Origin of the sequence: Pseudomonas sp. PHC1 (assembly GCF_046487845.1) — a bacterium.
GTDB classification, from domain to species: Bacteria; Pseudomonadota; Gammaproteobacteria; order Pseudomonadales; family Pseudomonadaceae; genus Aquipseudomonas; species Aquipseudomonas sputi.
The window spans coordinates 175,454-196,933 of the sequence record NZ_JBJXHJ010000006.1 but is presented as its reverse complement, the minus strand read 5'-3'; the positions used below and the strand labels follow the sequence as shown (position 1 = coordinate 196,933).

Sequence of the window (21,480 nt, the reverse complement as noted above, 5' to 3'; positions counted from 1 at the left end):
TCTGAAACGGTCGATACCTTTAAGTGGGCAGCAGGATAGCCCACGGGTTCCGTCCGCTTCCAGAAAGGAGGGTGAGGGCAGCTACTTGGCGGAGAACTTCAACACCACGCTCTGGGTGTAGGTCTGGCCCGGATCCAGCCGGGTGCTCGGGAAGTTGGGCTGGTTCGGCGAATCCGGGTAGTGCTGGGTCTCCAGGGTGAACGCGCCCCAGTGCGGATAGACCTTGCCACCCTTGCCCTTGACCGTGCCGTCGAGGAAGTTGCTGGTGTAGAACTGCACGCCCGGTTCGTTGGTGAACAGCTGCAAGTGGCGACCGGATTGCGGGTCGCTGACTTCGGCGGCGAGTTTGCTGACGTCACCCTGGGTGTCCAGCGCCCAGTTGAAATCGAAGCCACCGTGTTTCGGTTCGGCGAATTTCAATTGCGGGTGATCGGCCTTGATGTGCTGGCCGATGGCGGTGGGTTTGGTGAAGTCCATCGGTGTGCCGGCCACAGGGGCCAGTTCGCCGGTCGGGATCAGCTTGGCGGTGACCGGGGTGTAATGGCTGGCGTGCAGGGTGGCGACTTGCTTGAGGATGTCGCCATTGCCGGCGCCGGCGAGGTTGAAGTAGCTGTGGTTGGTCAGGTTGAGCACAGTGGGTTTGTCGGTGCTGGCCTTGTAGTCGATGCGCAGCTCGTTGCTGTCGGTGAGGCGGTAGGTCACTTCGGTGGTGAGATTGCCGGGGAAACCCATTTCGCCATCTGCCGACAGATAGGTCAGGGTCACGCCGACCGAATCCTTGTCCTTGGTTTCCTTCGCTTTCCAGACCTTTTTGTCGAAGCCCTGCGTTCCGCCGTGCAGGGCGTTGGTCTTGTCGTTCTGCGGCACTTGATAGCGTTTGCCGTCGAGTTCGAAGGCGCCATCGGCCAGGCGATTGCCGAAGCGACCGATGGTTGCGCCGAAGTACGCGGTGCCTTTCTGGTAGCCCTGCACATCGTCGAAGCCGAGGACGATGTCGTCGAGCTGGCCGTGTTTGTCCGGCACTTGCAGCGCCTGCAAGGTCGCGCCATAGGTGATGACCGTGGCCTGCATGCCGTGGCTGTTGCGCAGGATGTATTGCTCGACGGGCGTGCCGTCATTGGTTTTGCCGAAGGCTTTGTGTTCGCTGGACAGGCCGGCGGCCTGGGCGGAGAGGGTGGCGATCATCAGGGACAGTCCGAGGCCGCAGAGTGAGTGTCGGGATTGAAGCATGGGTTGACCTTCCTTTTTGTTGTTGTTTTGAAAATCGTTAAATAGTCATGCTAATTAGTGGATGAATGGGAATTTATAGCGGAAGTAGCGATTAATGCAAAAATAAAGTCGGACTAAATCGAATGAGCCAACAGCGCCGAAGGTCGGGAATCCACGCCGGCACTGCACTTTTTCGAAATCCCCGGCTCTATCCATGGTCAGGGTGCGGTGACTTCCGCTGCACAGGAACGTGTCCGTCAAAGCATTCATGCCGAGAGTTTTGCACCCCATCGCTGCATACATTCACCGCCCGTGCCTGCTGCTGGCCTGTCTGTCGACGCTGTTGCTCGGCGGTTGCAGCCATCAGGAGGGCAACAACTTCATCACCCAGATGCGCGAGGGCAGGCCTCAGGAGTTTCTCCAGACCAGCGTCGACCGTATGGCCACGCTGGCGATGCGCGACAACCTCGACAGCCTCTATCGCTTGATGGGCAAGTTGTACCTGCGCAACCCGGACGAGTTGCGCAAATCCGGCTTTCTCGACATTCGCACGGCGGTCAAACAGGTGCGGCTGGCCATCGAGCAGCAGCAACCTTTGCCGACCCTCGGCGGCAAAAAGGATCTGGCAGCGCTGAGCTATGCCATGAGCCCTGAATTTCTCGGTGACCGGGTTGGTGCGTTCATCTACGCGATCGGCAGCATGCTGGTCACCGCCCACGGCAACCGCACCGAGTTCTACATGACCGATGCGATCAACCCGACCTTCGTCAACAACGCTGCGCGCAACATCGAGAAAGCCACGTGGATCCTCGCCCAGCGGCAGAACAAGGAAGGCCAGCCGCTGCTGTTTTCCAACGAGATTTCCGAAGAGGGCAGCAACCTGAGCTTCGCCACGGAGTTCGGCAAAGTCGTGGCGCGCCTGGATCTGCTGACCCAGATGCTCGATGAGCGCTACCGGCGCATCGGGCTGAATTACGCGCAGAGCCTGCTGTTCTTGAATTTTTTGCCGGTGCAGTGAAATGGCATAACGATAGATCGGATCGATATAGGTGGTTATAAGAAAAATCGCTATGCTGCGGGCCAGATTCTTCCTGTCGTCTTCTGGATGTCTTCATGGAATTGGCAAATTTCGGCCTGGTGATTGCCGGGTTGGTGGTGGGGTTCATCGTCGGCATGACCGGTGTCGGCGGCGGTTCGCTGATGACACCGATCCTGCTGTGGTTCGGCATCAATCCGGCCACGGCAGTGGGCACGGATCTGCTGTACGCGGCCATCACCAAATCCAGCGGCGTGCTGGTGCACAGGAAAAACAAGAACATCGACTGGGCCATCACCGGCTGGTTGACCCTGGGCAGTGTCCCGGCGGTGGCGATGACCTTGTGGTTCCTCAGCACCCTGCACACCGCGCCGGACGCGATGAACGCAATCATCAAGCAAGCGCTGGGCTTCGTGCTGTTCGCCACGGCACTGGCGATTCTGTTCAAGAAACGCCTGCTGGAGTTCGCCCACAAACGCGCCGGTGGCAACTACAACCCCAGCGGTATGCGCCTGAATGTCATGACCGTGATCACCGGTCTGGTCCTCGGCACCATGGTCGCCCTGACGTCCATCGGCGCCGGCGCCCTCGGCACCGTCGCGTTGTTCATCCTCTATCCACTGCTGCCGACCCGTCGTCTGGTCGGCACCGAAATCGCCCACGCCGTACCGCTGACCCTGGTCGCCGGCCTCGGCCACGCGAGCATGGGCAACATGGACTGGGGCGTGCTGGGCTTTCTGCTGGTCGGCTCGCTACCCGGCATCTGGCTCGGCAGCCACCTGACCGGCCGCGTCTCCGATGAACTGCTGCGCCCGTGCCTGGCAACGATGCTGGTGTTGATCGGTTACAAGCTGGCGTTCTGATCGGCGAGCATCCATGAGCCCGAAGGCTCAAGCGTCAGGCTGATGCGGTCATGAAAGGTCATCAAATGCGCGACACGATCGCGCCCAGCCGGTTGCGCAAAACCGGTGCTGACCTAAGCTTTGGGCAAGGCGAAACACTTTTGCCGGGCAGCCTCCGGAACAATCGCCGCGATGCGCAATCATTAGAGCGTGGATATCAAAAGGAGATGCGCATGCTCATCAGGTCACTGACCCTGACACTCTTGCTGGCGATCGCCGGCCCCCTGTTCGCCGCCGACGGCGATTCCCCTCTGGACGTCGACAAGGGCATTAACCGCCCATTGATCGTGATCGCTTCCAGTACGGTCGATTCTTATTGGGTCAGCCTGAAAAAAGCGCTGGACGACCCGGCCAACAAGCAAGGCATCGCCGACCGCAAGATCAAGGTCTACACCATCCTCAGCATGAGCGGTCAGGTCGATGGCAAAAGCCTCGAGCAGCAGCAAACCATGGCGCTGCTGCGCTCGCTGAAGCTGGGCGCCGGGGCGTATCCGAAGGTCTTTCTGGTGGGCAAGGATGGAGAGACCAAACTGACGGCTTCGGGGGATGAAGCGGCGACGGTCGACTTGAAGAAGATCTTCGACACCATCGATGCAATGCCTGCCGCCGAGAAAGAAGCCACCTCCACCGTCGTTACTGCCCCGGCCGCTGCAGAACCTGCGCCGGCCAAGGGTGCGAAAGGGACTAAGCCGACCAAACCGGCCAAGCCGCCGGAAATGCCGGATGATTGATGTTTTGATTCAGGGCTGATCAGAAAAGAAAAAAACGGGCGACCTTCTCAGGTCGCCCGTTTTTTTATGGCGTGGTTACCGGGTCAATTCATCCAGAATCTTGTGCGCGATTTTCACCCGCTCTCCATTCGGATAATTGCGGTTCGCCAGAATCACGATCCCGACTTTCTTCGATGGCACGAACGCGACGTAGGCGCCGTAGCCAGCGGTGGAGCCGGTCTTGTTCAACAGCACGTTCGCCGGTTCAGGTTGTGGCGGATTCAGCCATTTGACCTTGTGCGGTTCCATGGCCATTGGCGTCGAGTTGCCGTCCAGCAGGCGATCGAGGCTGATCGGGTAGGTGTAGCGTTCCCAGCCAAGGCCCTGGGTCATGTCGCCGACGGTGTAGTAACCGGTGTGGGTGAGGGCGATGGCTTTTTGCAGCGGTGTTTCGAGTTTCGCGCTGTCGAGGTTGGCCTGGACGTATTGCAGCAGGTCGGCGGCGCTGGTCTTCACGCCGTAGGCTTCGGAATCCAGCGCGCCGGGGCTGACTCGAACCGGTTTGTTGTTCTTGTCATAGCCTTGGGCGTAGAGCTTTTGTTCAGACGCCGGCACTGACAGGAAGGTGTGCTTGAGTCCGAGTTTCGGCAGCAGGGTTTCAGTCATGACCTGATTGAACGGCTGGCCGAGGCTTTTTGCTGCCAGATAACCGAACAAGCCGATGCTCGGGTTGGAGTACAGGCGCTGGCTGCCGGCCGCAAAGGTCGGTTTCCACTGTTGGTAATAGCCGAGCATTTTGTCGGCAGAATCTGCGGCATCCGGGAATTGCAGCGGCAGGCCGCCCGCGCTGTAGGTGCCCAGTTGCAGCAGGCTGATGTGGTCGAAAGCGCTGCCTTTCAGTTCGGGCCAGTGCTGACTGGCCTTGTCGGAGAATTCCAGTTTGCCGCTGGCCTGGGCGTAGGCGGCGAGGGTGGCGGTGAAGGTTTTACTCACCGAGCCGACCTCGAACAAGGTGTTCTCATCCACCGTTTGGCCGGTGCTTTTGTCAGCGACACCGTAGTTAAAGTAATGTGCCTTGCCATCGACGGTCACGGCCACGGCCAGGCCCGCGATGTCCTGTTGCTGCATGACCGGGGTCACGGTGGACTTGACCAGGGCCTGCAACTGATCGCCGGTTGGCGGGGCAGCGAGGCAGGTGGCGGCGCTGAAGAAAAGTCCGAAAGCGCTGTAGGACTTGAGTTTGTTCAGGTTGATCGAAGGCATGCTTGAACCACTCTCCATGAGTGTTGATGGTGATATCCCGCTACACTGCGAGCGTTTTCCGTCGGGCTGGCTGATCGGCGCCGCCAAATCTAGGCACTCCGTAGGCTTTCGACAAACGATGAAAACTCGGACGAGCCATTAGAAAATTTTGGGACATGGCATGATTCGACCTCAATTGCCTTTGAATGCATTGCGCGCCTTTGAAGCTTCTGCGCGCCACCTGAGCTTCACCCGTGCGGCCGTGGAGTTGTGCGTGACCCAGGCGGCCGTCAGCCATCAGGTCAAAAGCCTGGAGGCGCAACTCGGTGTGATTCTGTTCAAGCGCTTGCCCCGTGGGCTGATGCTGACCGGCGAGGGCGAAACCCTCCTGCCGGTGCTGACCACGTCGTTCGATCATATCGCGCAGATGCTCGAGCGTCTGGCGGGCGGGCAGTATCGGGAAATGCTCACGGTCGGCGCGGTGGGCACCTTCGCCGTGGGCTGGTTGTTGCCGAGGCTGGCGGACTTTCAGGCGAAACATCCGCTCATAGATTTGCGGCTGTCGACCAACAACAATCGGGTGGACGTCGCTGCCGAAGGGCTGGATTACGCGATCCGGTTTGGCGCCGGGGCGTGGCACGGCATTGAAGCGACCCGTTTGCTGGAGGCGCCGCTATCGGTGCTCTGCGTGCCGGAAATCGCCCGGCAACTGCACACGCCCGGAGATCTTCTGCAGCAGCGTTTGCTGCGTTCCTATCGCACCGATGAGTGGCCGGAGTGGTTTCATGCGGCCGGTCTGGCGACTCATGCCGCGCCGCCCCAGAGCATCGTGTTCGACTCGTCGCTGGCGATGATGGAAGCGGCGTTGCAGGGCGGCGGTGTGGCACTGGCGCCGCCGTTGATGTTTGCCAGGCAACTGGCGGCGGACCTGATTCGTCAACCCTTTGCCATCGAAATCACCACCGGCAGCTATTGGCTGACGCGCTTGCAGTCACGGCCCGAGACGTCGGCGATGACTGCATTCAAGCATTGGTTGCTGGAGGCTGCGCAGGCTTAGCGCACCAGGCACGGCTTCTTGTTATCGAACGTCCATCCCGGAATCAGAAACTGCATCGCCACGCTGTCATCCCGCGCACCGAGTCCCATGCCTTTGTAGAGTTCGTGGGCCTTGGCCACCTGATCCATGTCCAGTTCCACGCCCAGCCCCGGTTTCTTCGGCACCTGCACGCAGCCGTCGACGATTTGCAGCGGCGCCCTGGTCAGGCGCTGGCCGTCCTGCCAGATCCAGTGGGTGTCGATGGCGGTGATGTCGCCCGGCGCGGCGGCGGCGACGTGGGTGAACATCGCCAGGGAAATGTCGAAGTGGTTGTTGGAGTGCGAGCCCCAGGTCAGACCCCATTCGTGGCACATCTGCGCTACGCGCACCGAACCCTGCATGGTCCAGAAATGCGGGTCGGCCAGCGGAATGTCCACCGACTGCAACTGGATCGCATGGCCCATCTCACGCCAATCGGTGGCAATCATGTTGGTGGCGGTTTTCAGGCCGGTGGCACGGCGGAACTCAGCCATCACTTCACGGCCCGAATAGCCGTTTTCCGCACCGCACGGGTCCTCGGCGTAGGCCAGCACATGGTGCTGGTCGCGGCACAGACGGATTGCTTCTTTCAATGACCATGCGCCGTTCGGATCAAGCGTGATGCGGGCGTCGGGGAAGCGTTCGGCCAGTGCGGTCACCGCTTCGATTTCGGCATCGCCGCTGAGTACGCCGCCCTTGAGCTTGAAGTCCTTGAAGCCATAGCGCGCATGGGCGGCTTCGGCCAGACGCACCACGGCCTCGGCGGTCATGGCCTTTTCGTGACGCACGCGGAACCAGTCGTTGTCGGCCTCCGGTTCGCTGCGGTAGGCGAGGTCGGTCTCCCGGCGATCACCCACGTAGAACAGGTAACCGAGCATCTTCACTTCGTCGCGCTGCTGGCCTTCGCCGAGCAATGCCGCCACCGGCACGTCGAGGTGCTGGCCGAGCAGGTCGAGCAGGGCGGCTTCCAGCCCGGTGACCGCGTGAATGGTGATGCGCAGGTCGAAGGTCTGCAGGCCACGGCCGCCGGCATCGCGGTCGGCGAAGGTCTGGCGAACCTGATTGAGGATCTTCTGGTAGGTGCCGATCGGACTGCCGACCACCAGGCTGCGAGCGTCTTCGAGGGTCTGGCGGATGCGTTCGCCACCGGGTACTTCACCGACACCGGTATGGCCGGCGTTGTCCTTGAGAATGACGATGTTGCGGGTGAAAAACGGCCCGTGGGCCCCGCTCAGGTTGAGCAGCATGCCGTCGTGGCCGGCCACCGGGATGACTTGCATTTCGGTGATGATCGGGGCTTTGGCGATGTCGTGTGCGGTCATTTATGGTTGTCCTTTCAAGCGTGTTTCGGCGCGGCATCGGCCACGGCGACGTCAGGGGCGGATTTGGGTGTCATGCGGGCGGCGAACACGATGATCGCGGCGATGATCGAGGTCGCGGCCAGGCCATAGAGGCCGCCCTGGATCGAACCGGTGTGTTGCTCCAGCAGGCCGAAGGTGGTGGGGGCGACGAAGCCGCCGAGGTTGCCCACCGAGTTGATCAGCGCGATCACGGCAGCGGCGATCCGTGCGTCGAGATAGGCCTGCGGGATCGGCCAGAACAGCGACGAGGCGGATTTGAAACCCAGTGCGGCAAAGCAGATCGCGACGAAGGCAAAAATCGGCCCGCCGGTGGTGGACATAAACATCCCCGCAGCGGCGATCAGCAATGCGGTAGCCACCCAAGCCTGCTGGTGTTTCCACTTCGCCGAGAACGAGGCGAACGCATACATGCCGATGATCGACAGCAACCACGGAATCGAATTGAACAGGCCGACCTGGAAGTCGCTCATCTCGCCCATCTTCTTGATGATGCTCGGCAGCCAGAACGTTGCGGCGTAGATGGTCAATTGAATGAAGAAGTAAATCAGGCAGAACAGGATGATCTGACGATCCTTGAGCAGTGTGCCCAGCGACGGCCGGATCGGGGTCGCCGCTTCGCGGGCCTTCTGTTCATCGTCGATGGCCTTGACCAGTGCGTCCTGCTCGGCGCGGGTCAGCCACTTGGCGTCGTGGGGTTTGGCGTCGAGCCAGAACCAGACGAATACGCACAGGCAAACCGAGAACATGCCTTCAATGTAGTACATCCACTGCCAGCCGTGCAGGCCCAGGCCTTCGATCTGCAGCAACAGGCCGGACAACGGGCCGGAAATCAACGAGGCCACGGCCGAGCCGCTGAGGAAGATCGCAATCGCCTTGCCGCGCTCGGCCCCCGGCAACCAGCGGGTGAAGTAGTAGATCACCCCGGGAAAGAATCCGGCCTCGGCCACGCCGAGCAGAAAACGCAGGATGTAGAAGTGGGTTTCGTTCTGGATGAACGCCATGCCGGCGGCCACCAGGCCCCAGGTGAGCATGATGCGGGTCAGCCAGATTCGCGCGCCGACCTTTTGCAACAGCATGTTGGAGGGGACTTCGAACAGCGCGTAACCGATGAAGAACAGCCCGGCACCAAAACCGTAGGCCGCGGCACCGATGCCGAGGTCGTGTTCCATGTGGGTGCGGACGAAGCCGATGTTCACCCGGTCAATGTAATTGACGATGAACATGATGACGAACAGCGGCAGGACGTGGCGTTTGACTTTGGCAATGGCAGAGGACAGCACGGAGTCGGCGCCCTCGTTCATCCCGGCAATGGATGATTTCACTTGGTTTTTCTCCCACTCGTTATTTTTATGCGGGGTGTGATGGGTGTTGCGTTGTTGATAGACATCATACAACTAGATTTTTTTGTCCTACAAGTGGGAGTGCTCAATCAAATTTTTCTACGGGGAGCGGTTTTTATGCTTTTTCAGATTTTAGGTGCCGTTTTTGTTGGCTTTAGTAAGGGTTGCTTCAGATATGGCAGAGCATTCTATGCCAGGGGTCGCGGGTCAATTGCTCGGCGCGGTGAGAGGTTTTCTCGCTAAAATCGAGTGTTGTCATACAAGTTGAGCCCTTGAATTCATAGGAACTCATACAAGTCATCGCCGCCAGTGCTACGATCGATTCACCCCCGATCACCGGAATCGACCATGCAAGAAGACCTCGACGCTCCCGCCCGTAAACGCGCGCACAACCTGGCCCATGACCTGGTGGAAAAACTGACCCAGAGCATCCTGCTTGGTCAGATGCTGCCCGGTGACAAGCTGCCGTCGGAAAACTCGATCGTTCAGGAACACGGCGTCAGTCGCACCGTGGTACGCGAGGCGATTTCCAAGTTGCAGGCGTCGGGGCTGGTGGAGACGCGGCACGGCATCGGCACCTTCGTGATCGAACGCGCACCGGAGCAGGGCTTGCGACTGAATGTCGACACCGCGCTGGGGGTGCGCAGCATTCTCGAATTGCGCATGGGCCTGGAGACGCAAGCCGCGGCACTGGCCGCGCAGCGCCGCAGCGAACAGCAACTGGTGCAGATGCGTCAGGCACTGGACGACTATCAGCGTCTACTGGCCAACAACGACAGTTGCGTCGACGCCGACCGGCGCTTCCATCTCCTGATTGCCGAGGCCACCGGCAATGTCTGCTTCACCGAGATCATGCAACACCTGGGCAGTGCGATGATCCCGCGCACCCGGGTCAACGCAGCCGAGCGCGGGGCCGTGGATTTGAGCAAGCTCGGGCAATTGGCGAATCTGGAACATGAGGCGATTTTCAACGCGATCAAACGCCAGGATTCGGAAGCGGCGCGTGCGGCGATGTGGCTGCACCTGAGCAACAGTCGTGACCGGTTTTCGGCTCAGGGATAATCCGGCAGAAATACGGGGGGGCTCAATCCTCGCTCACGTCGCGCATCAACAAGCCGAACCGCAAATCCACCGCATCCGGAATCGGCAGATAAACCGTGTGCCCATCCCCGGGCGCCACGTCGATGGCTTCGCCTTTAAGGTTCTGCAGTTCATGCAGATCAAAATGGAAGTTGCCCTTGGGCGTCATCAGTTCCAGATGATCGCCCACGGCAAAGCGGTTCTTCACCTTGACCTCAGCCAGCCGATCCCGGCGCTCACCGGTCAGTTCACCCACGAACTGCTGACGTTCCGACACCGAGCTGCCGTTCTGATAGTTCTGGTATTCGTCATGCACGTGCCGGCGCAGGAAGCCTTCGGTGTAGCCGCGCTGGGCGAGGGATTCCAGATCGGTCATCAGGCTGCGGTCGAATTCGCGACCGGCCACCGCATCGTCGATGGCCCGGCGATAGACCTGAGTGGTGCGCGCGCAATAGAAGTGCGATTTGGTCCGACCTTCGATCTTCAGTGAGTGCACGCCCATGCGGGTCAGGCGCTCGACGTGCTGCACTGCGCGCAGGTCCTTGGCGTTCATGATGTAGGTGCCGTGCTCGTCTTCGAAGGCCGGCATCAGTTCGCCGGGGCGATTGGCTTCTTGCAACAGGAACACCTGATCGGTGGGGGCGCCGAGGCCGAGGGTCGGTTGCGGTTCGAAGGTCTGCACGATTTCGCCGAGCTGATTTTCGGTGGCCTCCTGCGCCGAATATTTCCAGCGGCAGGCGTTGGTGCAGGTGCCCTGATTGGCGTCGCGTTTGTTCATGTAACCCGAGAGCAGGCAGCGGCCGGAGTAGGCCATGCACAGTGCGCCGTGGACGAACACTTCCAGCTCCATGCCGGGCACTTGCTCGCGGATTTCGCCGATTTCTTCCAGCGACAATTCACGGGACAGGATGATCCGGCTCAAGCCCAGTTGTTGCCAGAATTCGACGCTCGCCCAGTTCACCGTGTTGGCCTGCACCGAGAGGTGGATCGGCATCTGCGGGAAGTGCCGGCGCACCAGCATGATCAGGCCAGGGTCGGACATGATCAGCGCGTCCGGTGCCATTTCGATCACTGGCGCCAGATCCTTGAGGAAGGTCTTCAGCTTGGCGTTGTGCGGCGCGATGTTGACCACCACGTAGAAGCGCTTGCCCTGGGCCTGGGCTTCACGAATGCCGAGCGCCAGGTTGGCATGATCGAACTCGTTGTTGCGCACCCGCAGGCTGTAGCGTGGCTGGCCGGCATACACCGCATCGGCCCCGTAGGCGAAGGCGTATCGCATGTTTTTCAGGGTGCCGGCGGGGGCGAGCAGTTCGGGGGTGAAGGAGGTCGTCATGGCGGCGTCGGTCGCAAAAGCGCGGCAGGGTAGAGCAGTTGCGCCGAGGGTTTATTGATCTGGATCTATGCTCCATGAAGAAACAGGGCACTCGCGCTGACGCTGGCTGACTAAACGGGATGGGCGCGGCTGGCGCCTGACTGACCTGGACCGGACATGAACCAAAAGAGTCTGCAATTCAAATCCCTCACCGTGCTGCTGTTTCTGGTGACGGTCGCCTTCATCTGGATCCTGCTGCCGTTCTATGGTGCGGTGTTCTGGGCGGTAATCCTTGGCATCCTGTTCGCACCGATGCAGCGCCAGTTGCAACTGAAATTCGGCTGGCAACGCAACCTCACATCACTGTGTACGTTGAGCATCTGCCTGGTGATCGCGATCTTGCCGGTGATCGTTCTCAGTGTGCTGCTGGTGCAGGAAGGGGCGACGCTCTACGACAATATCGAAAGCGGCAAGCTCGATATCGGCGCTTATCTGGCGCAGTTCAAGCACAGTCTGCCGCCTTACTTTCAGCACCTGCTCGACCGCTTCGGCATGGGCGAGCTCAATGCCTTGCGCGAGAAGATCGTCAAGGCCGCCATGCAGGGCAGTCAGGTGTTGGCGAGCCAGGCATTCAGTTTCGGCCAGGGCACGTTCGAATTCGTGGTGAGTTTTTTCATCATGCTGTACTTGCTGTTTTTCTTCCTGCGCGACGGCGCCGAGCTGGTGCGCAAGGTGCGCATTGCGATACCGCTGGAAGAGCATCACAAGCGTCGCTTGCAGTTGAAATTCAATCGCGTGGTGCGCGCCACGGTGAAGGGCAATCTGTTGGTGGCGATTACGCAGGGTGCGCTGGGCGGAGCGATTTTCTGGTTCCTCGACATTCCCAGCGCGTTGCTTTGGGCGGTACTGATGGCGTTTCTGTCGTTGCTGCCGGCGGTGGGCGCGGGGATTGTCTGGGTACCTGTCGCCATTTACTTTCTGCTCAGCGGGATGATCTGGCAGGGCGTGGTGCTGGGGTTGTTCGGGGTGTTCGTGATCGGTCTGGTGGATAACCTGCTGCGCCCGATCCTGGTGGGCAAGGACACCCGGATGCCGGATTACATGATCCTGATCTCGACCCTGGGTGGGCTGGCGGTGTTCGGCCTCAACGGCTTTGTGATCGGGCCGCTGATCGCGGCCCTGTTCATGTCGAGTTGGGCGCTGCTCATCGAAAGCAAACCGAAAGTGCAGCTGCCTTAAGCCTTGAACGGGCCGTTGATCAGCTGTTGCGACAGCGCCTGAGCCGCCGGCAAGGATGTCAGCGGGCCGCTGACCGGCTCGCCGTCGCGCACCAGATACCAGCAGGCGAGCAGTCCCAGCTCTCTGAGCGATGCGGGAACGGCGCTGCCGATAACGGACATGATTTGAACCTGAGCCATGAGAAGTACCTCCATCAAACGATGGAGGTACCTTAGGGAATTGGCTGTTTCAGGGACAATCAACGCTTTCGATAGTGGTCATTGATGCCGCTGAGGGCTGGATCAATCGACCACTTGATCGAGCATGTGCACGACCTCGTTTTCGTTGAGAAAACCCTTGCGCACCAGGTTTTCTGCCAGCAGCGAGAGAAACTTCGCCGTGCGGTGGCCCTCCAGGTGCTTGAGTTCGGTCAGGGCGTTATAGACCTTGCTCGAGGTGCATAAACCGACGATGCGGTGCGGATTCTGTGTAGGCATTCAAGTCGTCCTTGTTGTTATCAACCTGTTGTATGCGGACGGATTCAGAGTGCGGTTCCGTCATGACAAATAGATGACCGTTTGTGTCTGGCCCCCAACGGCCGAGTCCATCATGCCGACTTTAGCGGTTCAAACTGTCCCCACAGCGACCTTGGCGAGATTTTTTCAGACCTTGGCCGACGGACGGTTGGCTTTCTTGAAAGCAATAAAAAGCCCCGCGCTATCAGGCGGGGCTTTGTGTACCGCTTACCAGCGCGGGCCACCGTAGTAGTGCGGCCGACCGTAATAACCACGGGGCGGGCCGTAGTACACCGGGGCCGGCCGGACGTAAACCGGTTGCTGCACATAAACCGGGGCCGGCTGGTAGTAGACCGGTGGCGGCGGTTGCTGCACGTAGACCGGTGCCGGTTGAACGTAAACAGGCTGCTGGACGTACACCGGCCGATCCTGATTGATGAGTGCCGAGCCGATGATGGCCGAGCCGACGATCGCGCCAAATACCGCCGGACCCTGCCAGCCACCGCCGTGGGCTTCTGCCTGACCTGTGATCGCGAATGCACCAATCAACAAGGCCACGATGGGGAGTTTACGAATCATGATAATTCCTCGGTTCTTCGACCCGGCGTCCGGGCCTGCAACAGGCACGGGATGGCACGGGGATACTGCTAAGACAGCAACATTTTGAAAAACAGCACGGCCGCCAGGTAAATTTTGTGTAAGGTCTGTACCGGTTTGTTTACCGAGCTTGCGGCATCGACTCTGATGCCCGGAACAGACCGCCTTATGATCGTTCAGAACCCGATGGCCTGGCTAATCCCGTCCATCCGATAGTGCATTCGAAGGAGCCTCCCATGCAGATGAACCCCAACAAAGACACCCAATTGTGCATGTCCCTGTCTGGGCGTCCCGGGAATTTCGGTCTGCGTTTTCATAACCATTTGTATGAACAGCTGGGGCTGAATTTCTACTACAAGGCGTTCAGCAGCCAGGACCTGCCTGGTGCGGTCGGCGGCATCCGCGCGCTGGGGATTCGCGGTTGCGGGGTGTCGATGCCGTTCAAGGAAGCCTGTATCGCACTGGTCGATGAACTGGATGCCTCGGCGGCGGCGATCCAGTCGATCAACACCATCGTCAACACCAACGGTCATCTCAAGGCCTACAACACCGATTACATCGCAATTGCCCAGTTACTGCAGACCCACGCGGTGCCGCAGGACACGACCTTCGCCCTGCGTGGCAGTGGCGGTATGGCAAAAGCCGTGGCCAGTGCCTTGCGCGATGGCGGTTACAAAAACGGTTTGATCGTCGCCCGCAACGAGCGCGCCGGCCGTGCGCTGGCGGATTCACTGGGCTATCGCTGGCAGGCGGAGCTGGGCGACGAGCGCCCGCAGATGCTGGTCAACGTGACGCCGGTCGGCATGGACGGTGGCCCGGAGGCGGGGCAGTTGGCGTTTGAAGTGGATGTGATCAAGTCTGCCGACACGGTGTTTGATGTGGTGGCGATCCCCTCGGAAACGCCGCTGATCGTGCGCGGCCGTGCCGAGGGCAAAAAAGTGATCACCGGGCTGGAAGTGATCGCGATCCAGGCGCTGGAGCAATTCGTGCTGTACACCGGCGTGCGGCCGACGGTCGAGCAGTTCGAGGCAGCGGTGGCGTTCGCGCGCAGTTGATGGCACCTGAACGACGGCAAGTCCGCCCGGATTTGCCGTTGCCTATACTGGCCGGGTCAGCAAGCACAGACTTGCCCATCACAAAGCCGAGGTTTGCATGCATCCGCCGATTCTCAACCTGAATGATGTCGAACTCGAACCGCTCCCCGAAGCCCTGTCTCCCGAGGGAGAAACTGCCGGGCGTTATCAGCAGCGCCTGGCCCGGGTCGGGCAGCAACTGGGCGCGCAGAAGCTGGGGTATCGACTGTATGCGCTGCCGCCGGGCATGCGTGGCAGCCCGTTTCACAGTCATCGGGTCAATGAGGAAATGTTCTACGTGGTGGCTGGGGAAGGGGAAGTACGCCTGGGCGCCGAACGTTTTCCGATCCGCGCCGGTGATGTGATTGCCTGTCCGCCGGGCGGCCCGGAAACCGCGCACCAGATCATCAACACCAGTGCGGCGGAGCTGCGCTATCTGGCGGTCAGCACCCAGCAGCAACCGGAAATCTGCGAGTACCCGGATTCGAACAAATACGTGGTGATGGACAACTTCAACATCGATGCCGCGGGCAACGCCTCAGGATTCGTGGCGGTGGCGCGACAGGCGGACGGGGTGGATTACTGGGACGGCGAATAACGCCGCCCCGGTGCAATTACTCTTCGAGGCGGGCCAGACGCTCTTCCAGCGCTGCAATCCGCGCTTCCAGCTCTTCGATACGTTCCACTGACACGCCGCTGGCCGCCCCGCGCTCACTCGGGTTCTGCCGCGCCGCGATAATCGCCTCGATGTCCGCCGGATCGCCCAGTGCGTGGGTGTAGCGATCTTCGCGCTGGCCGGCCTGACGCGGAATCAACACCGCCAGCTCCCGGGCAATCAGGCGTTCGAGCTGATGCACCACCTGTTCGGCGTCTTCAAACTCATGCATGCGACCGCTGCGGGTCAGCAGTTCGTTGACGGTCTGCGGGCCGCGCAGGAACATCAACCCGGTCAGGATCAATTGCGCCGGCACCAGCTCCAGGGCCTTGTCGACCTTGTGCTCCCAGCGGTCGGCGCGACTGCCCATCACCAGTCTGGCGAAGCCCCGGCTCTCGAGGGCGCGCAGGCTCTGGCCGACCTGGCCCGGGGTCAGGTTCATCACCGGTTCCCGGCTGGTTTTCTGGTTGCAGGCCAGCACCAGCGCGTTGAGGGTCAACGGATAGGTTTCCGGGCTGGTGGCCTGTTTCTCGATCAACGAGCCCAGAATGCGGATTTCCGTGGCGTTGAGCCGTGGTTCATCGGAGCGGGTTTCAAATTCTGTGGTCATCGCGCGTTCCCTCTGCAGTCGAAGGCGCCTAGCCTAATCCTTGCTGGATAAAAGACAAGCCGCGGCGCCTGCGAGCATGGCTATAATCGCCCCCACGATTCACCCAGCCACCACGTGAGACTGCCATGACCCTTTCCCTGTACGCCGCATCCGTCCCGGTTTTCCAACAAATGCTCAACGCTGTGAGCGATGTGCTGAAAAAGGCTGAAGCCCACGCCACCGAGAAAAACATCGACCCGAACGCCTTCCTGCAAGCGCGTCTGTACCCGGACATGTTCCCGCTGGTGCGTCAGGTGCAGATCGCCGTGGACTTCGCCAAAGGCGTGTCGTCGCGCCTGGCCGAAATCGAAATCCCGAAATATGACGACACCGAAACCACCTTCGCCGAGCTGCAGGCGCTGATCGCCAAGGTTCTGGCCTTCATCGGCGAGATCAAGCCCGAGCAAATCAATGGCAAGGAAGGCATCGAGATCGTGACCCGTCCGGGCACCCCGAAAGAGAAGCGCTTCAGTGGCCAGGCTTACCTGCTGAGCTACGGCCTGCCGCAGTTCTTCTTCCACGTCACCACCACCTATGCACTGCTGCGTCACAACGGTGTGGAAGTGGGCAAGCGCGATTACATGGGCGCGTTCTAAACCGCTCTGCAATGAAAAAGCCCGCCAAGGTTTGCGCCTTGGCGGGCTTTTTGTTGCGCTGGTTTTTTAAGCCGGACGCTGGGTTTTCTGTTCCTCGCCCAGGCACGCGGCGGCGGTGAACAGCACGTCGGTGGAGGAGTTAAGCGCCGTCTCGGCCGAATCCTGCAACACTCCGATGATGAAACCGACCGCCACCACCTGCATGGCAATTTCGCTCGGGATGCCGAACAGGCTGCACGCCAGCGGGATCAGCAGCAGCGAACCACCGGCCACACCCGACGCACCGCAGGCGCAGGTCGCGGCGACAACGCTGAGCAGAATGGCGGTCGGGATGTCCACGACAATCCCCAGTGTGTGCACGGCAGCGAGGGACAGCACGGTGATGGTGATCGCCGCGCCGGCCATGTTGATGGTGGCGCCGAGCGGGATCGACACCGAATAGGTGTCTTCATGCAGGCCCAGGCGCTTGCTCAGTTCCAGGTTGACCGGAATGTTCGCCGCCGAGCTGCGGGTGAAAAACGCAGTGATGCCGCTTTCACGCAGGCACTGGAGCGTCAGTGGGTACGGGTTGCGGCGCAGCTTCCAGAACACGATCAGCGGGTTCATCACCAGCGCCACGAACAGCATGCAGCCCAGCAACACCGCCAGCAGGTGCGCATAACCGATCAGTGCGCCAAACCCGGAGGTGGCCAGGGTCGAGGCCACCAGACCGAAAATGCCCAGCGGGGCAAAACGGATCACCACCCGAACAATTACCGTCACGCCGTTGGACAGATCGCCCAGCACTTCGCGGGTGGTGTCGCCGGCGTGCCGGATCGCCACGCCCATGCCGATGGCCCAGGCCAGAATGCCGATGAAGTTGGCGTTCATCAGCGCCCTTACCGGGTTGTCGACCACGCTCAGCAACAGGCTTTGCAGCACTTCACTGATGCCGCCCGGCGCGCTCACCGCAACGTTATCGGTGGACAACACCAGATGCGACGGGAACATCATGCTGGCAATCACCGCGACCACGGCAGCGGCGAAGGTGCCCAGCAGATACAGGAACAGAATCGGCCGGATGTGGGTTTCCTGGCCGTGTTTGTGGTTGGCGATGGAGGCCATGACCAGCACGAATACCAGGATCGGTGCCACGGCTTTCAGTGCCGAGACGAACAGCTTGCCGATGAAAGCCGTGCCTTTGGCCGCTTCCGGCGCGAGCAGCGCGAGGGCGATGCCGGCAATCAGGCCGATCAGGATCTGCGTGACCAGGCTGAGACTTTTAAGACGTTGCAAAAGAGAAGTGGATGAAGCGGTCATGAACGGCATCTCTGTTTTTATAGGGTGCAAGGTTGCGTGATCCGGGCGATTGATCGGGGCAGGCCACAGACACGAACCGAAAGGTCTTTCGCGCCAGCCACTCCGGTAAACGAGTGGCTGAACAGGGTGTACGTTTTGCAGGGCGCGGACTTTATCACAGGGTCGTCCAATTCCTTCAGGCCTGTGACGATCTGCCACCGGATCCATCTACAACTTAGACAGGTTTGTGCAAGTCACTCGGGAAACACTCTGTTAAGATTGCGCATCCTTATTTTCAAGTTCTGCCAGCGGGCCCTCGGGTCAACGCTGGTGTCGTCGTTTTGCTGGAGTTCCTCATGCTGTTGCCCATCCTTCTGTTGTCCGCTGCCGGGTTTACGGTGCTGACCACGGAGTTCGTCATTGTCGGCCTGTTGCCGGCCATTGCCCGCGACCTGGCGGTCACCATCCCGCAAGCCGGGCTGCTGGTGACTCTGTTCGCTTTCACCGTGGCCATGTTCGGCCCATTCCTGACCGCGTATTTCGCCCGCTTCGAACGCCGCAAACTGTTCATCACTATTCTGATCATGTTCGGCCTGGCCAATACTGTGGCGGCCCTGGCGCCGAATATCTGGGTGATGGCCATTGCCCGATTGATCCCGGCGCTGGGGCTGCCGGTGTTCTGGGCGCTGGCCAGTGAAACGGCGGTGGATATCGTCGGCCCGGACTTCGCCGGTCGTGCGATCGCCAAGATCGGCTTCGGCATTGTCTGCGCCACGGTGTTCGGCATCCCGGTCGGCACATTGATTTCCGATGCGTTCGGCTGGCGCAGTGCATTCGCCATTCTGGCGGTGATCGCATTTGCCAAGGCGCTGCTGCTGTTTGTCTATCTGCCGAAAACCAGCCTGCACCAGCATCAGGTCAGTTTCGCTTCGCAGTTCAAGATCCTGCGCAGCCCGCTGATGCTGGGTCATGTGCTGCTGTCGATCCTGGTGTTCAGTGGCATGTTTACCGCCTACACCTATCTGGCGGATATCCTCGAACGTCTGGCCGGCTTCAATGGCACCGTGGTCGGCTGGTGCCTGATGGGCTTTGGCGCGGTCGGTCTGATCGGCAACTCGCTGGGCGGTCGCGCGGTGGATCGCCACCCGCTGATGGCGTCGGTGATGTTCTGTGCGTTCATGATTCCCGGGATGGTGGCGCTGGTGCCGAACATCAATTCGTCGCTGGGTCTGGCGGCGGCGATGGGCATCTGGGGCGTGACGCAAGCGGCGCTGTTTCTGGTCAGCCATGTGCGCTTGATGAAAGCCGCACCCGAGGCGCCGGCCTTCGCCGCGTCGCTGAACATTGCCGGGGCCAACCTCGGGATCGGCCTGGGCGCGATCATTGGTGGTCGAGTGATCGACAGCGCCGGTCTGGGCTTTGTGGGCTTTGCCGCCGCCGGGTTCATTCTGCTGTCGATTTTCCTCGCCATGGTGCTGATGGTGCTCAAGCCGCGGGACGTCTGCGCGCCGGCTTAAAACGTTGTAAACAGCTCGCGTCGGGCACCTTCGGTAATCGCTTTGATGCCGGGGTGCTTGACCTTGCGCTCCACCGAGATCGCGTAGAACGACTCGCTCACCGCATCGGTCTGGCCGATCAACTCGACGCCGTACTGGCGCTTCACCTCATCGGCAATCACGCTCGGGCCGATGAAAATCCCGCTGCCGGACTGGCCGAACGCCTGCATCAGGGCGCTGTCATCGAACTCCCCGACAATCCTCGGCTGAATCTGCTGCTCGGCGAACCAGCGCTGCAAACGGCTGCGCACCACGGTTTCCGCGCCGGGGATCAACAGCGGCGCACCGTGCAGACTGCGCGGGAAATCCTGACCGTATTGCGCGGCCAGCTCGGCGGTGGCAAAAAAACTGATCCCGCATTCCCCGAGTTTCTGGCTGTAGCCCTTGATGTCCAGGTGCGAGGGCATGGGGCTGTCGGAGATCACCAGGTCAAGGCGCTGGATCGCCAGGTCCGCCAGCAAGCGTTCGAGTTTGTCTTCGCGGCAGGTGATGCGCAGTGGCTCGCTCAATTCCATGGTCGGCGCGATCAGGCGATAGACAATGGATTTGGGGACCACGTCCGCTACGCCGACCCGGAACAGGATCTGCTGTTCGTTGGGTTGGGCGCGGAGCATCAGCTCCAGTTCGCCGCCGAGCTGGAACATCTGTTCGGCGTAGGGCAGGGCCTGACGTCCGGCCTCGGTCAGTTCCAGTTGCCGGCCCACCCGTTGGAACAATTCAATGCCGTAGGTCTGTTCGAACAGGGAAATCTGCCCACTGATGGTTTGTGGTGTCAGGTTCAACTGCTCGCACGCGCGCACGATGCTGCCGGTCTTGGCCACCACCCAGAAGTAATGCAGTTGTCGGTAGTTGAGCATGGGGTTCCGTCTGCCAAATACAGTTCGTATAAATCGAAGTATAGCCGCTAAAAATACGAATTTTCCTGAAGTGTTTGTCTCCCTAGAATGCCCAGCCATCGACGGCCGGTCTGTACGGCGCTGTCTGTTCTATCGAGGGAAGCATCATGAAATTAAAGCGTACGGCGTTATTGATCGCGTCTTTACTGGTACTGGCCGGTTGCGACCAGGCCGAAAAGAGCGCCCAGCAACTGATGGGGCAGGCAGCTGAGGCGGCCAAGCAAGCCATCGACGACACGCACAAAGCCGCCGAGCAGGCGCTCAGCGATGCCACCGGCAATTTGATCAGCAAGAAAGAACCGAAAGACGACGAAGAACAATCCGAATCGTCCTCCCAGGAAATCTAAACCGTCTTACACAGAGTCAGGACTGACCCATGGAATACCTGTTAGAACTCGCTTCCAGCCCGACCGCCTGGATTGCCTTGGCCACACTGGTGGTGATGGAAATCGTGCTCGGCATCGATAACCTGATCTTTATCTCGATCCTGACCAACAAGCTGCCCGAGCAGTACCGGCAGAAGGCCCGTCGTCTGGGGATCGGCATGGCGCTGATCATGCGTCTGGCCCTGTTGAGCACCATTGCGTTCATCGTTCAGTTGACTGCGCCGGTCATCGAGATCCTCGGCCAGGCGTTCTCCTGGAAGGACATGATCCTGATCGCCGGTGGCCTGTTCCTGGTGTGGAAAGCGACGACCGAGATCCATCACAGCATGGACCCGGCGCCGGAAGATCCGAAGTCTGCGACCTCGACGGTAACCCTGGGTTTTGCCGCCGCCATCGGGCAGATCCTGATGCTGGACATGGTGTTCTCGATCGACAGCATCATTACGGCGGTCGGCATGACCGAGCACTTGCCGATCATGGTGATCGCGGTGGTGGTTTCGGTGCTGGTGATGCTGTTTGCAGCTGATCCGCTGGCCAAGTTCATCAACGACAACCCGACGGTGGTGATGCTGGCTCTGGGCTTCCTGATCATGATCGGCATGACGCTGATCGCCGAAGGCTTCGGCGCTCACGTACCGAAAGGTTATGTGTATGCCGCCATGGCGTTCTCGGCTGCGATTGAAGTGCTGAACATGATGTCGCGCCGTGCCAGGCAGAAGAAATTGACTGCTGAAGCGTAAACGCTGGAAAACCAAAGGCCGCCTGAACTCGCGAGAGTCCAGGCGGCCTTTTTT

The 21,480-nt window shown here is 60.4% G+C and carries 23 protein-coding genes; 12 read left to right on the top strand and 11 right to left on the bottom strand.

From position 1 onward, the window contains the following. Positions 1–81 precede the first annotated feature (81 nt). On the bottom strand, positions 82–1,230 hold the full coding sequence (locus ACKJSM_RS11370; protein ID WP_236177391.1) for an aldose epimerase family protein: 1,149 nt from the start codon (positions 1,228–1,230) through the stop codon (positions 82–84). A gap of 247 nt (positions 1,231–1,477) precedes the next feature. On the opposite strand from ACKJSM_RS11370, the gene ACKJSM_RS11365 reads away from it, so the two are divergent. From ACKJSM_RS11365 to ACKJSM_RS11355, 3 genes are all read left to right on the top strand, one after another. Continuing rightward, positions 1,478–2,227: a hypothetical protein gene (locus ACKJSM_RS11365; protein WP_236177394.1), complete on the top strand. Its 750-nt coding sequence runs from the start codon at positions 1,478–1,480 to the stop codon at positions 2,225–2,227. A 95-nt stretch (positions 2,228–2,322) separates the two neighbouring features. Then, positions 2,323–3,108, top strand: coding sequence for a sulfite exporter TauE/SafE family protein (locus tag ACKJSM_RS11360; RefSeq protein ID WP_236177396.1), 786 nt, complete (start codon positions 2,323–2,325; stop codon positions 3,106–3,108). Positions 3,109–3,320: 212 nt separating this feature from the next. Then, complete coding sequence (locus ACKJSM_RS11355) at positions 3,321–3,878, top strand: DUF4174 domain-containing protein (protein ID WP_236177780.1); 558 nt, start codon at positions 3,321–3,323, stop codon at positions 3,876–3,878. Between the two features lie 75 nt (positions 3,879–3,953). Here ACKJSM_RS11355 and ampC read toward each other — a convergent pair whose 3' ends face one another. Next, positions 3,954–5,120 (bottom strand): class C beta-lactamase, encoded by a 1,167-nt coding sequence (gene ampC, locus ACKJSM_RS11350; protein ID WP_410237466.1) that lies wholly within the window; start codon positions 5,118–5,120, stop codon positions 3,954–3,956. 160 nt (positions 5,121–5,280) lie between these two features. On the opposite strand from ampC, the gene ACKJSM_RS11345 reads away from it, so the two are divergent. After that, complete coding sequence (locus ACKJSM_RS11345) at positions 5,281–6,156, top strand: LysR family transcriptional regulator (protein WP_236177407.1); 876 nt, start codon at positions 5,281–5,283, stop codon at positions 6,154–6,156. Here ACKJSM_RS11345 and gudD read toward each other — a convergent pair. Further along, entirely contained in the window at positions 6,153–7,496 is a 1,344-nt protein-coding gene (gene gudD, locus ACKJSM_RS11340; RefSeq protein ID WP_410237465.1) for a glucarate dehydratase, read from the bottom strand. The two genes, ACKJSM_RS11345 and gudD, sit on opposite strands and share 4 nt — an antisense overlap. Before the next feature lie 14 nt (positions 7,497–7,510). Further along, positions 7,511–8,857, bottom strand: coding sequence for an MFS transporter (locus ACKJSM_RS11335; protein ID WP_410237464.1), 1,347 nt, complete (start codon positions 8,855–8,857; stop codon positions 7,511–7,513). Between the two features lie 366 nt (positions 8,858–9,223). On the opposite strand from ACKJSM_RS11335, the gene ACKJSM_RS11330 reads away from it, so the two are divergent. Further along, positions 9,224–9,937: a FadR/GntR family transcriptional regulator gene (locus tag ACKJSM_RS11330; protein WP_236177414.1), complete on the top strand. Its 714-nt coding sequence runs from the start codon at positions 9,224–9,226 to the stop codon at positions 9,935–9,937. A 22-nt stretch (positions 9,938–9,959) separates the two neighbouring features. On the opposite strand, the gene yegQ is transcribed toward ACKJSM_RS11330, so the two are convergent. Continuing rightward, positions 9,960–11,288: a tRNA 5-hydroxyuridine modification protein YegQ gene (yegQ, locus tag ACKJSM_RS11325; RefSeq protein WP_236177416.1), complete on the bottom strand. Its 1,329-nt coding sequence runs from the start codon at positions 11,286–11,288 to the stop codon at positions 9,960–9,962. 156 nt (positions 11,289–11,444) lie between these two features. Here yegQ and ACKJSM_RS11320 point away from each other — a divergent pair, with 156 nt between their 5' ends. Continuing rightward, positions 11,445–12,506 (top strand): AI-2E family transporter, encoded by a 1,062-nt coding sequence (locus ACKJSM_RS11320; protein ID WP_410237463.1) that lies wholly within the window; start codon positions 11,445–11,447, stop codon positions 12,504–12,506. On the opposite strand, the gene ACKJSM_RS11315 is transcribed toward ACKJSM_RS11320, so the two are convergent. The 3 genes from ACKJSM_RS11315 to ACKJSM_RS11305 form a co-directional block, all read right to left on the bottom strand. Further along, entirely contained in the window at positions 12,503–12,685 is a 183-nt protein-coding gene (locus tag ACKJSM_RS11315; protein ID WP_236177419.1) for a hypothetical protein, read from the bottom strand. The two genes, ACKJSM_RS11320 and ACKJSM_RS11315, sit on opposite strands and share 4 nt — an antisense overlap. Positions 12,686–12,787: 102 nt before the next feature. Further along, positions 12,788–12,982: a hypothetical protein gene (locus ACKJSM_RS11310; protein ID WP_236177421.1), complete on the bottom strand. Its 195-nt coding sequence runs from the start codon at positions 12,980–12,982 to the stop codon at positions 12,788–12,790. Positions 12,983–13,228: 246 nt separating this feature from the next. Then, positions 13,229–13,579 carry a hypothetical protein gene (locus ACKJSM_RS11305; RefSeq protein ID WP_236177423.1) on the bottom strand — a complete coding sequence of 117 codons (351 nt, stop codon included), beginning with the start codon at positions 13,577–13,579 and terminating at the stop codon, positions 13,229–13,231. 254 nt (positions 13,580–13,833) lie between these two features. On the opposite strand from ACKJSM_RS11305, the gene ACKJSM_RS11300 reads away from it, so the two are divergent. Further along, on the top strand, positions 13,834–14,652 hold the full coding sequence (locus tag ACKJSM_RS11300; protein ID WP_410237462.1) for a shikimate 5-dehydrogenase: 819 nt from the start codon (positions 13,834–13,836) through the stop codon (positions 14,650–14,652). Between the two features lie 97 nt (positions 14,653–14,749). Further along, positions 14,750–15,268: a cupin domain-containing protein gene (locus ACKJSM_RS11295; protein ID WP_410237461.1), complete on the top strand. Its 519-nt coding sequence runs from the start codon at positions 14,750–14,752 to the stop codon at positions 15,266–15,268. A gap of 16 nt (positions 15,269–15,284) precedes the next feature. Here ACKJSM_RS11295 and ACKJSM_RS11290 read toward each other — a convergent pair whose 3' ends face one another. Beyond that, a complete protein-coding gene (locus ACKJSM_RS11290) occupies positions 15,285–15,935 on the bottom strand; it encodes a YceH family protein (RefSeq protein WP_410237460.1) in 651 nt (216 codons plus the stop codon). Positions 15,936–16,060: 125 nt separating this feature from the next. Between ACKJSM_RS11290 and ACKJSM_RS11285 the strand changes: the two genes are divergently transcribed. Then, complete coding sequence (locus tag ACKJSM_RS11285; RefSeq protein ID WP_236177430.1) at positions 16,061–16,570, top strand: DUF1993 family protein; 510 nt, start codon at positions 16,061–16,063, stop codon at positions 16,568–16,570. A 66-nt stretch (positions 16,571–16,636) separates the two neighbouring features. Here the strand turns inward: ACKJSM_RS11285 and sstT are convergent, their stop codons facing one another. Further along, a complete protein-coding gene (gene sstT / locus ACKJSM_RS11280) occupies positions 16,637–17,869 on the bottom strand; it encodes a serine/threonine transporter SstT (protein ID WP_410237459.1) in 1,233 nt (410 codons plus the stop codon). Between the two features lie 335 nt (positions 17,870–18,204). On the opposite strand from sstT, the gene ACKJSM_RS11275 reads away from it, so the two are divergent. Beyond that, a complete protein-coding gene (locus ACKJSM_RS11275) occupies positions 18,205–19,365 on the top strand; it encodes an MFS transporter (RefSeq protein ID WP_007951570.1) in 1,161 nt (386 codons plus the stop codon). Here ACKJSM_RS11275 and nhaR read toward each other — a convergent pair. Then, positions 19,362–20,261, bottom strand: a complete 900-nt coding sequence (nhaR, locus tag ACKJSM_RS11270; protein WP_236177434.1) for a transcriptional activator NhaR — start codon at positions 20,259–20,261, stop codon at positions 19,362–19,364. The two genes, ACKJSM_RS11275 and nhaR, sit on opposite strands and share 4 nt — an antisense overlap. A gap of 146 nt (positions 20,262–20,407) precedes the next feature. On the opposite strand from nhaR, the gene ACKJSM_RS11265 reads away from it, so the two are divergent. Together ACKJSM_RS11265 and ACKJSM_RS11260 are read left to right on the top strand one after the other, a co-directional pair. Then, a complete protein-coding gene (locus tag ACKJSM_RS11265; protein ID WP_236177436.1) occupies positions 20,408–20,647 on the top strand; it encodes a hypothetical protein in 240 nt (79 codons plus the stop codon). Between the two features lie 29 nt (positions 20,648–20,676). Further along, positions 20,677–21,426: a TerC family protein gene (locus ACKJSM_RS11260; protein ID WP_410237458.1), complete on the top strand. Its 750-nt coding sequence runs from the start codon at positions 20,677–20,679 to the stop codon at positions 21,424–21,426. The last annotated feature ends 54 nt before the right edge of the window (positions 21,427–21,480 follow it).

Coding starts and splice junctions, on each gene's coding strand:
- ACKJSM_RS11370 (WP_236177391.1), bottom strand. CDS start 1,230: ATGCTTCAATCCCGACACTCACTCTGCGGCCTCGGACTGTCCCTGATG.
- ACKJSM_RS11365 (WP_236177394.1), top strand. CDS start 1,478: ATGCCGAGAGTTTTGCACCCCATCGCTGCATACATTCACCGCCCGTGC.
- ACKJSM_RS11355 (WP_236177780.1), top strand. CDS start 3,321: ATGCTCATCAGGTCACTGACCCTGACACTCTTGCTGGCGATCGCCGGC.
- ACKJSM_RS11330 (WP_236177414.1), top strand. CDS start 9,224: ATGCAAGAAGACCTCGACGCTCCCGCCCGTAAACGCGCGCACAACCTG.
- ACKJSM_RS11345 (WP_236177407.1), top strand. CDS start 5,281: ATGATTCGACCTCAATTGCCTTTGAATGCATTGCGCGCCTTTGAAGCT.
- ACKJSM_RS11265 (WP_236177436.1), top strand. CDS start 20,408: ATGAAATTAAAGCGTACGGCGTTATTGATCGCGTCTTTACTGGTACTG.
- nhaR (WP_236177434.1), bottom strand. CDS start 20,261: ATGCTCAACTACCGACAACTGCATTACTTCTGGGTGGTGGCCAAGACC.
- gudD (WP_410237465.1), bottom strand. CDS start 7,496: ATGACCGCACACGACATCGCCAAAGCCCCGATCATCACCGAAATGCAA.
- yegQ (WP_236177416.1), bottom strand. CDS start 11,288: ATGACGACCTCCTTCACCCCCGAACTGCTCGCCCCCGCCGGCACCCTG.
- ACKJSM_RS11260 (WP_410237458.1), top strand. CDS start 20,677: ATGGAATACCTGTTAGAACTCGCTTCCAGCCCGACCGCCTGGATTGCC.
- ACKJSM_RS11290 (WP_410237460.1), bottom strand. CDS start 15,935: ATGACCACAGAATTTGAAACCCGCTCCGATGAACCACGGCTCAACGCC.
- ACKJSM_RS11310 (WP_236177421.1), bottom strand. CDS start 12,982: ATGCCTACACAGAATCCGCACCGCATCGTCGGTTTATGCACCTCGAGC.
- ACKJSM_RS11275 (WP_007951570.1), top strand. CDS start 18,205: ATGCTGTTGCCCATCCTTCTGTTGTCCGCTGCCGGGTTTACGGTGCTG.
- ACKJSM_RS11305 (WP_236177423.1), bottom strand. CDS start 13,579: ATGATTCGTAAACTCCCCATCGTGGCCTTGTTGATTGGTGCATTCGCG.
- ACKJSM_RS11295 (WP_410237461.1), top strand. CDS start 14,750: ATGCATCCGCCGATTCTCAACCTGAATGATGTCGAACTCGAACCGCTC.
- ACKJSM_RS11285 (WP_236177430.1), top strand. CDS start 16,061: ATGACCCTTTCCCTGTACGCCGCATCCGTCCCGGTTTTCCAACAAATG.
- ACKJSM_RS11360 (WP_236177396.1), top strand. CDS start 2,323: ATGGAATTGGCAAATTTCGGCCTGGTGATTGCCGGGTTGGTGGTGGGG.
- ACKJSM_RS11315 (WP_236177419.1), bottom strand. CDS start 12,685: ATGGCTCAGGTTCAAATCATGTCCGTTATCGGCAGCGCCGTTCCCGCA.
- ampC (WP_410237466.1), bottom strand. CDS start 5,120: ATGCCTTCGATCAACCTGAACAAACTCAAGTCCTACAGCGCTTTCGGA.
- ACKJSM_RS11300 (WP_410237462.1), top strand. CDS start 13,834: ATGCAGATGAACCCCAACAAAGACACCCAATTGTGCATGTCCCTGTCT.
- ACKJSM_RS11320 (WP_410237463.1), top strand. CDS start 11,445: ATGAACCAAAAGAGTCTGCAATTCAAATCCCTCACCGTGCTGCTGTTT.
- sstT (WP_410237459.1), bottom strand. CDS start 17,869: ATGACCGCTTCATCCACTTCTCTTTTGCAACGTCTTAAAAGTCTCAGC.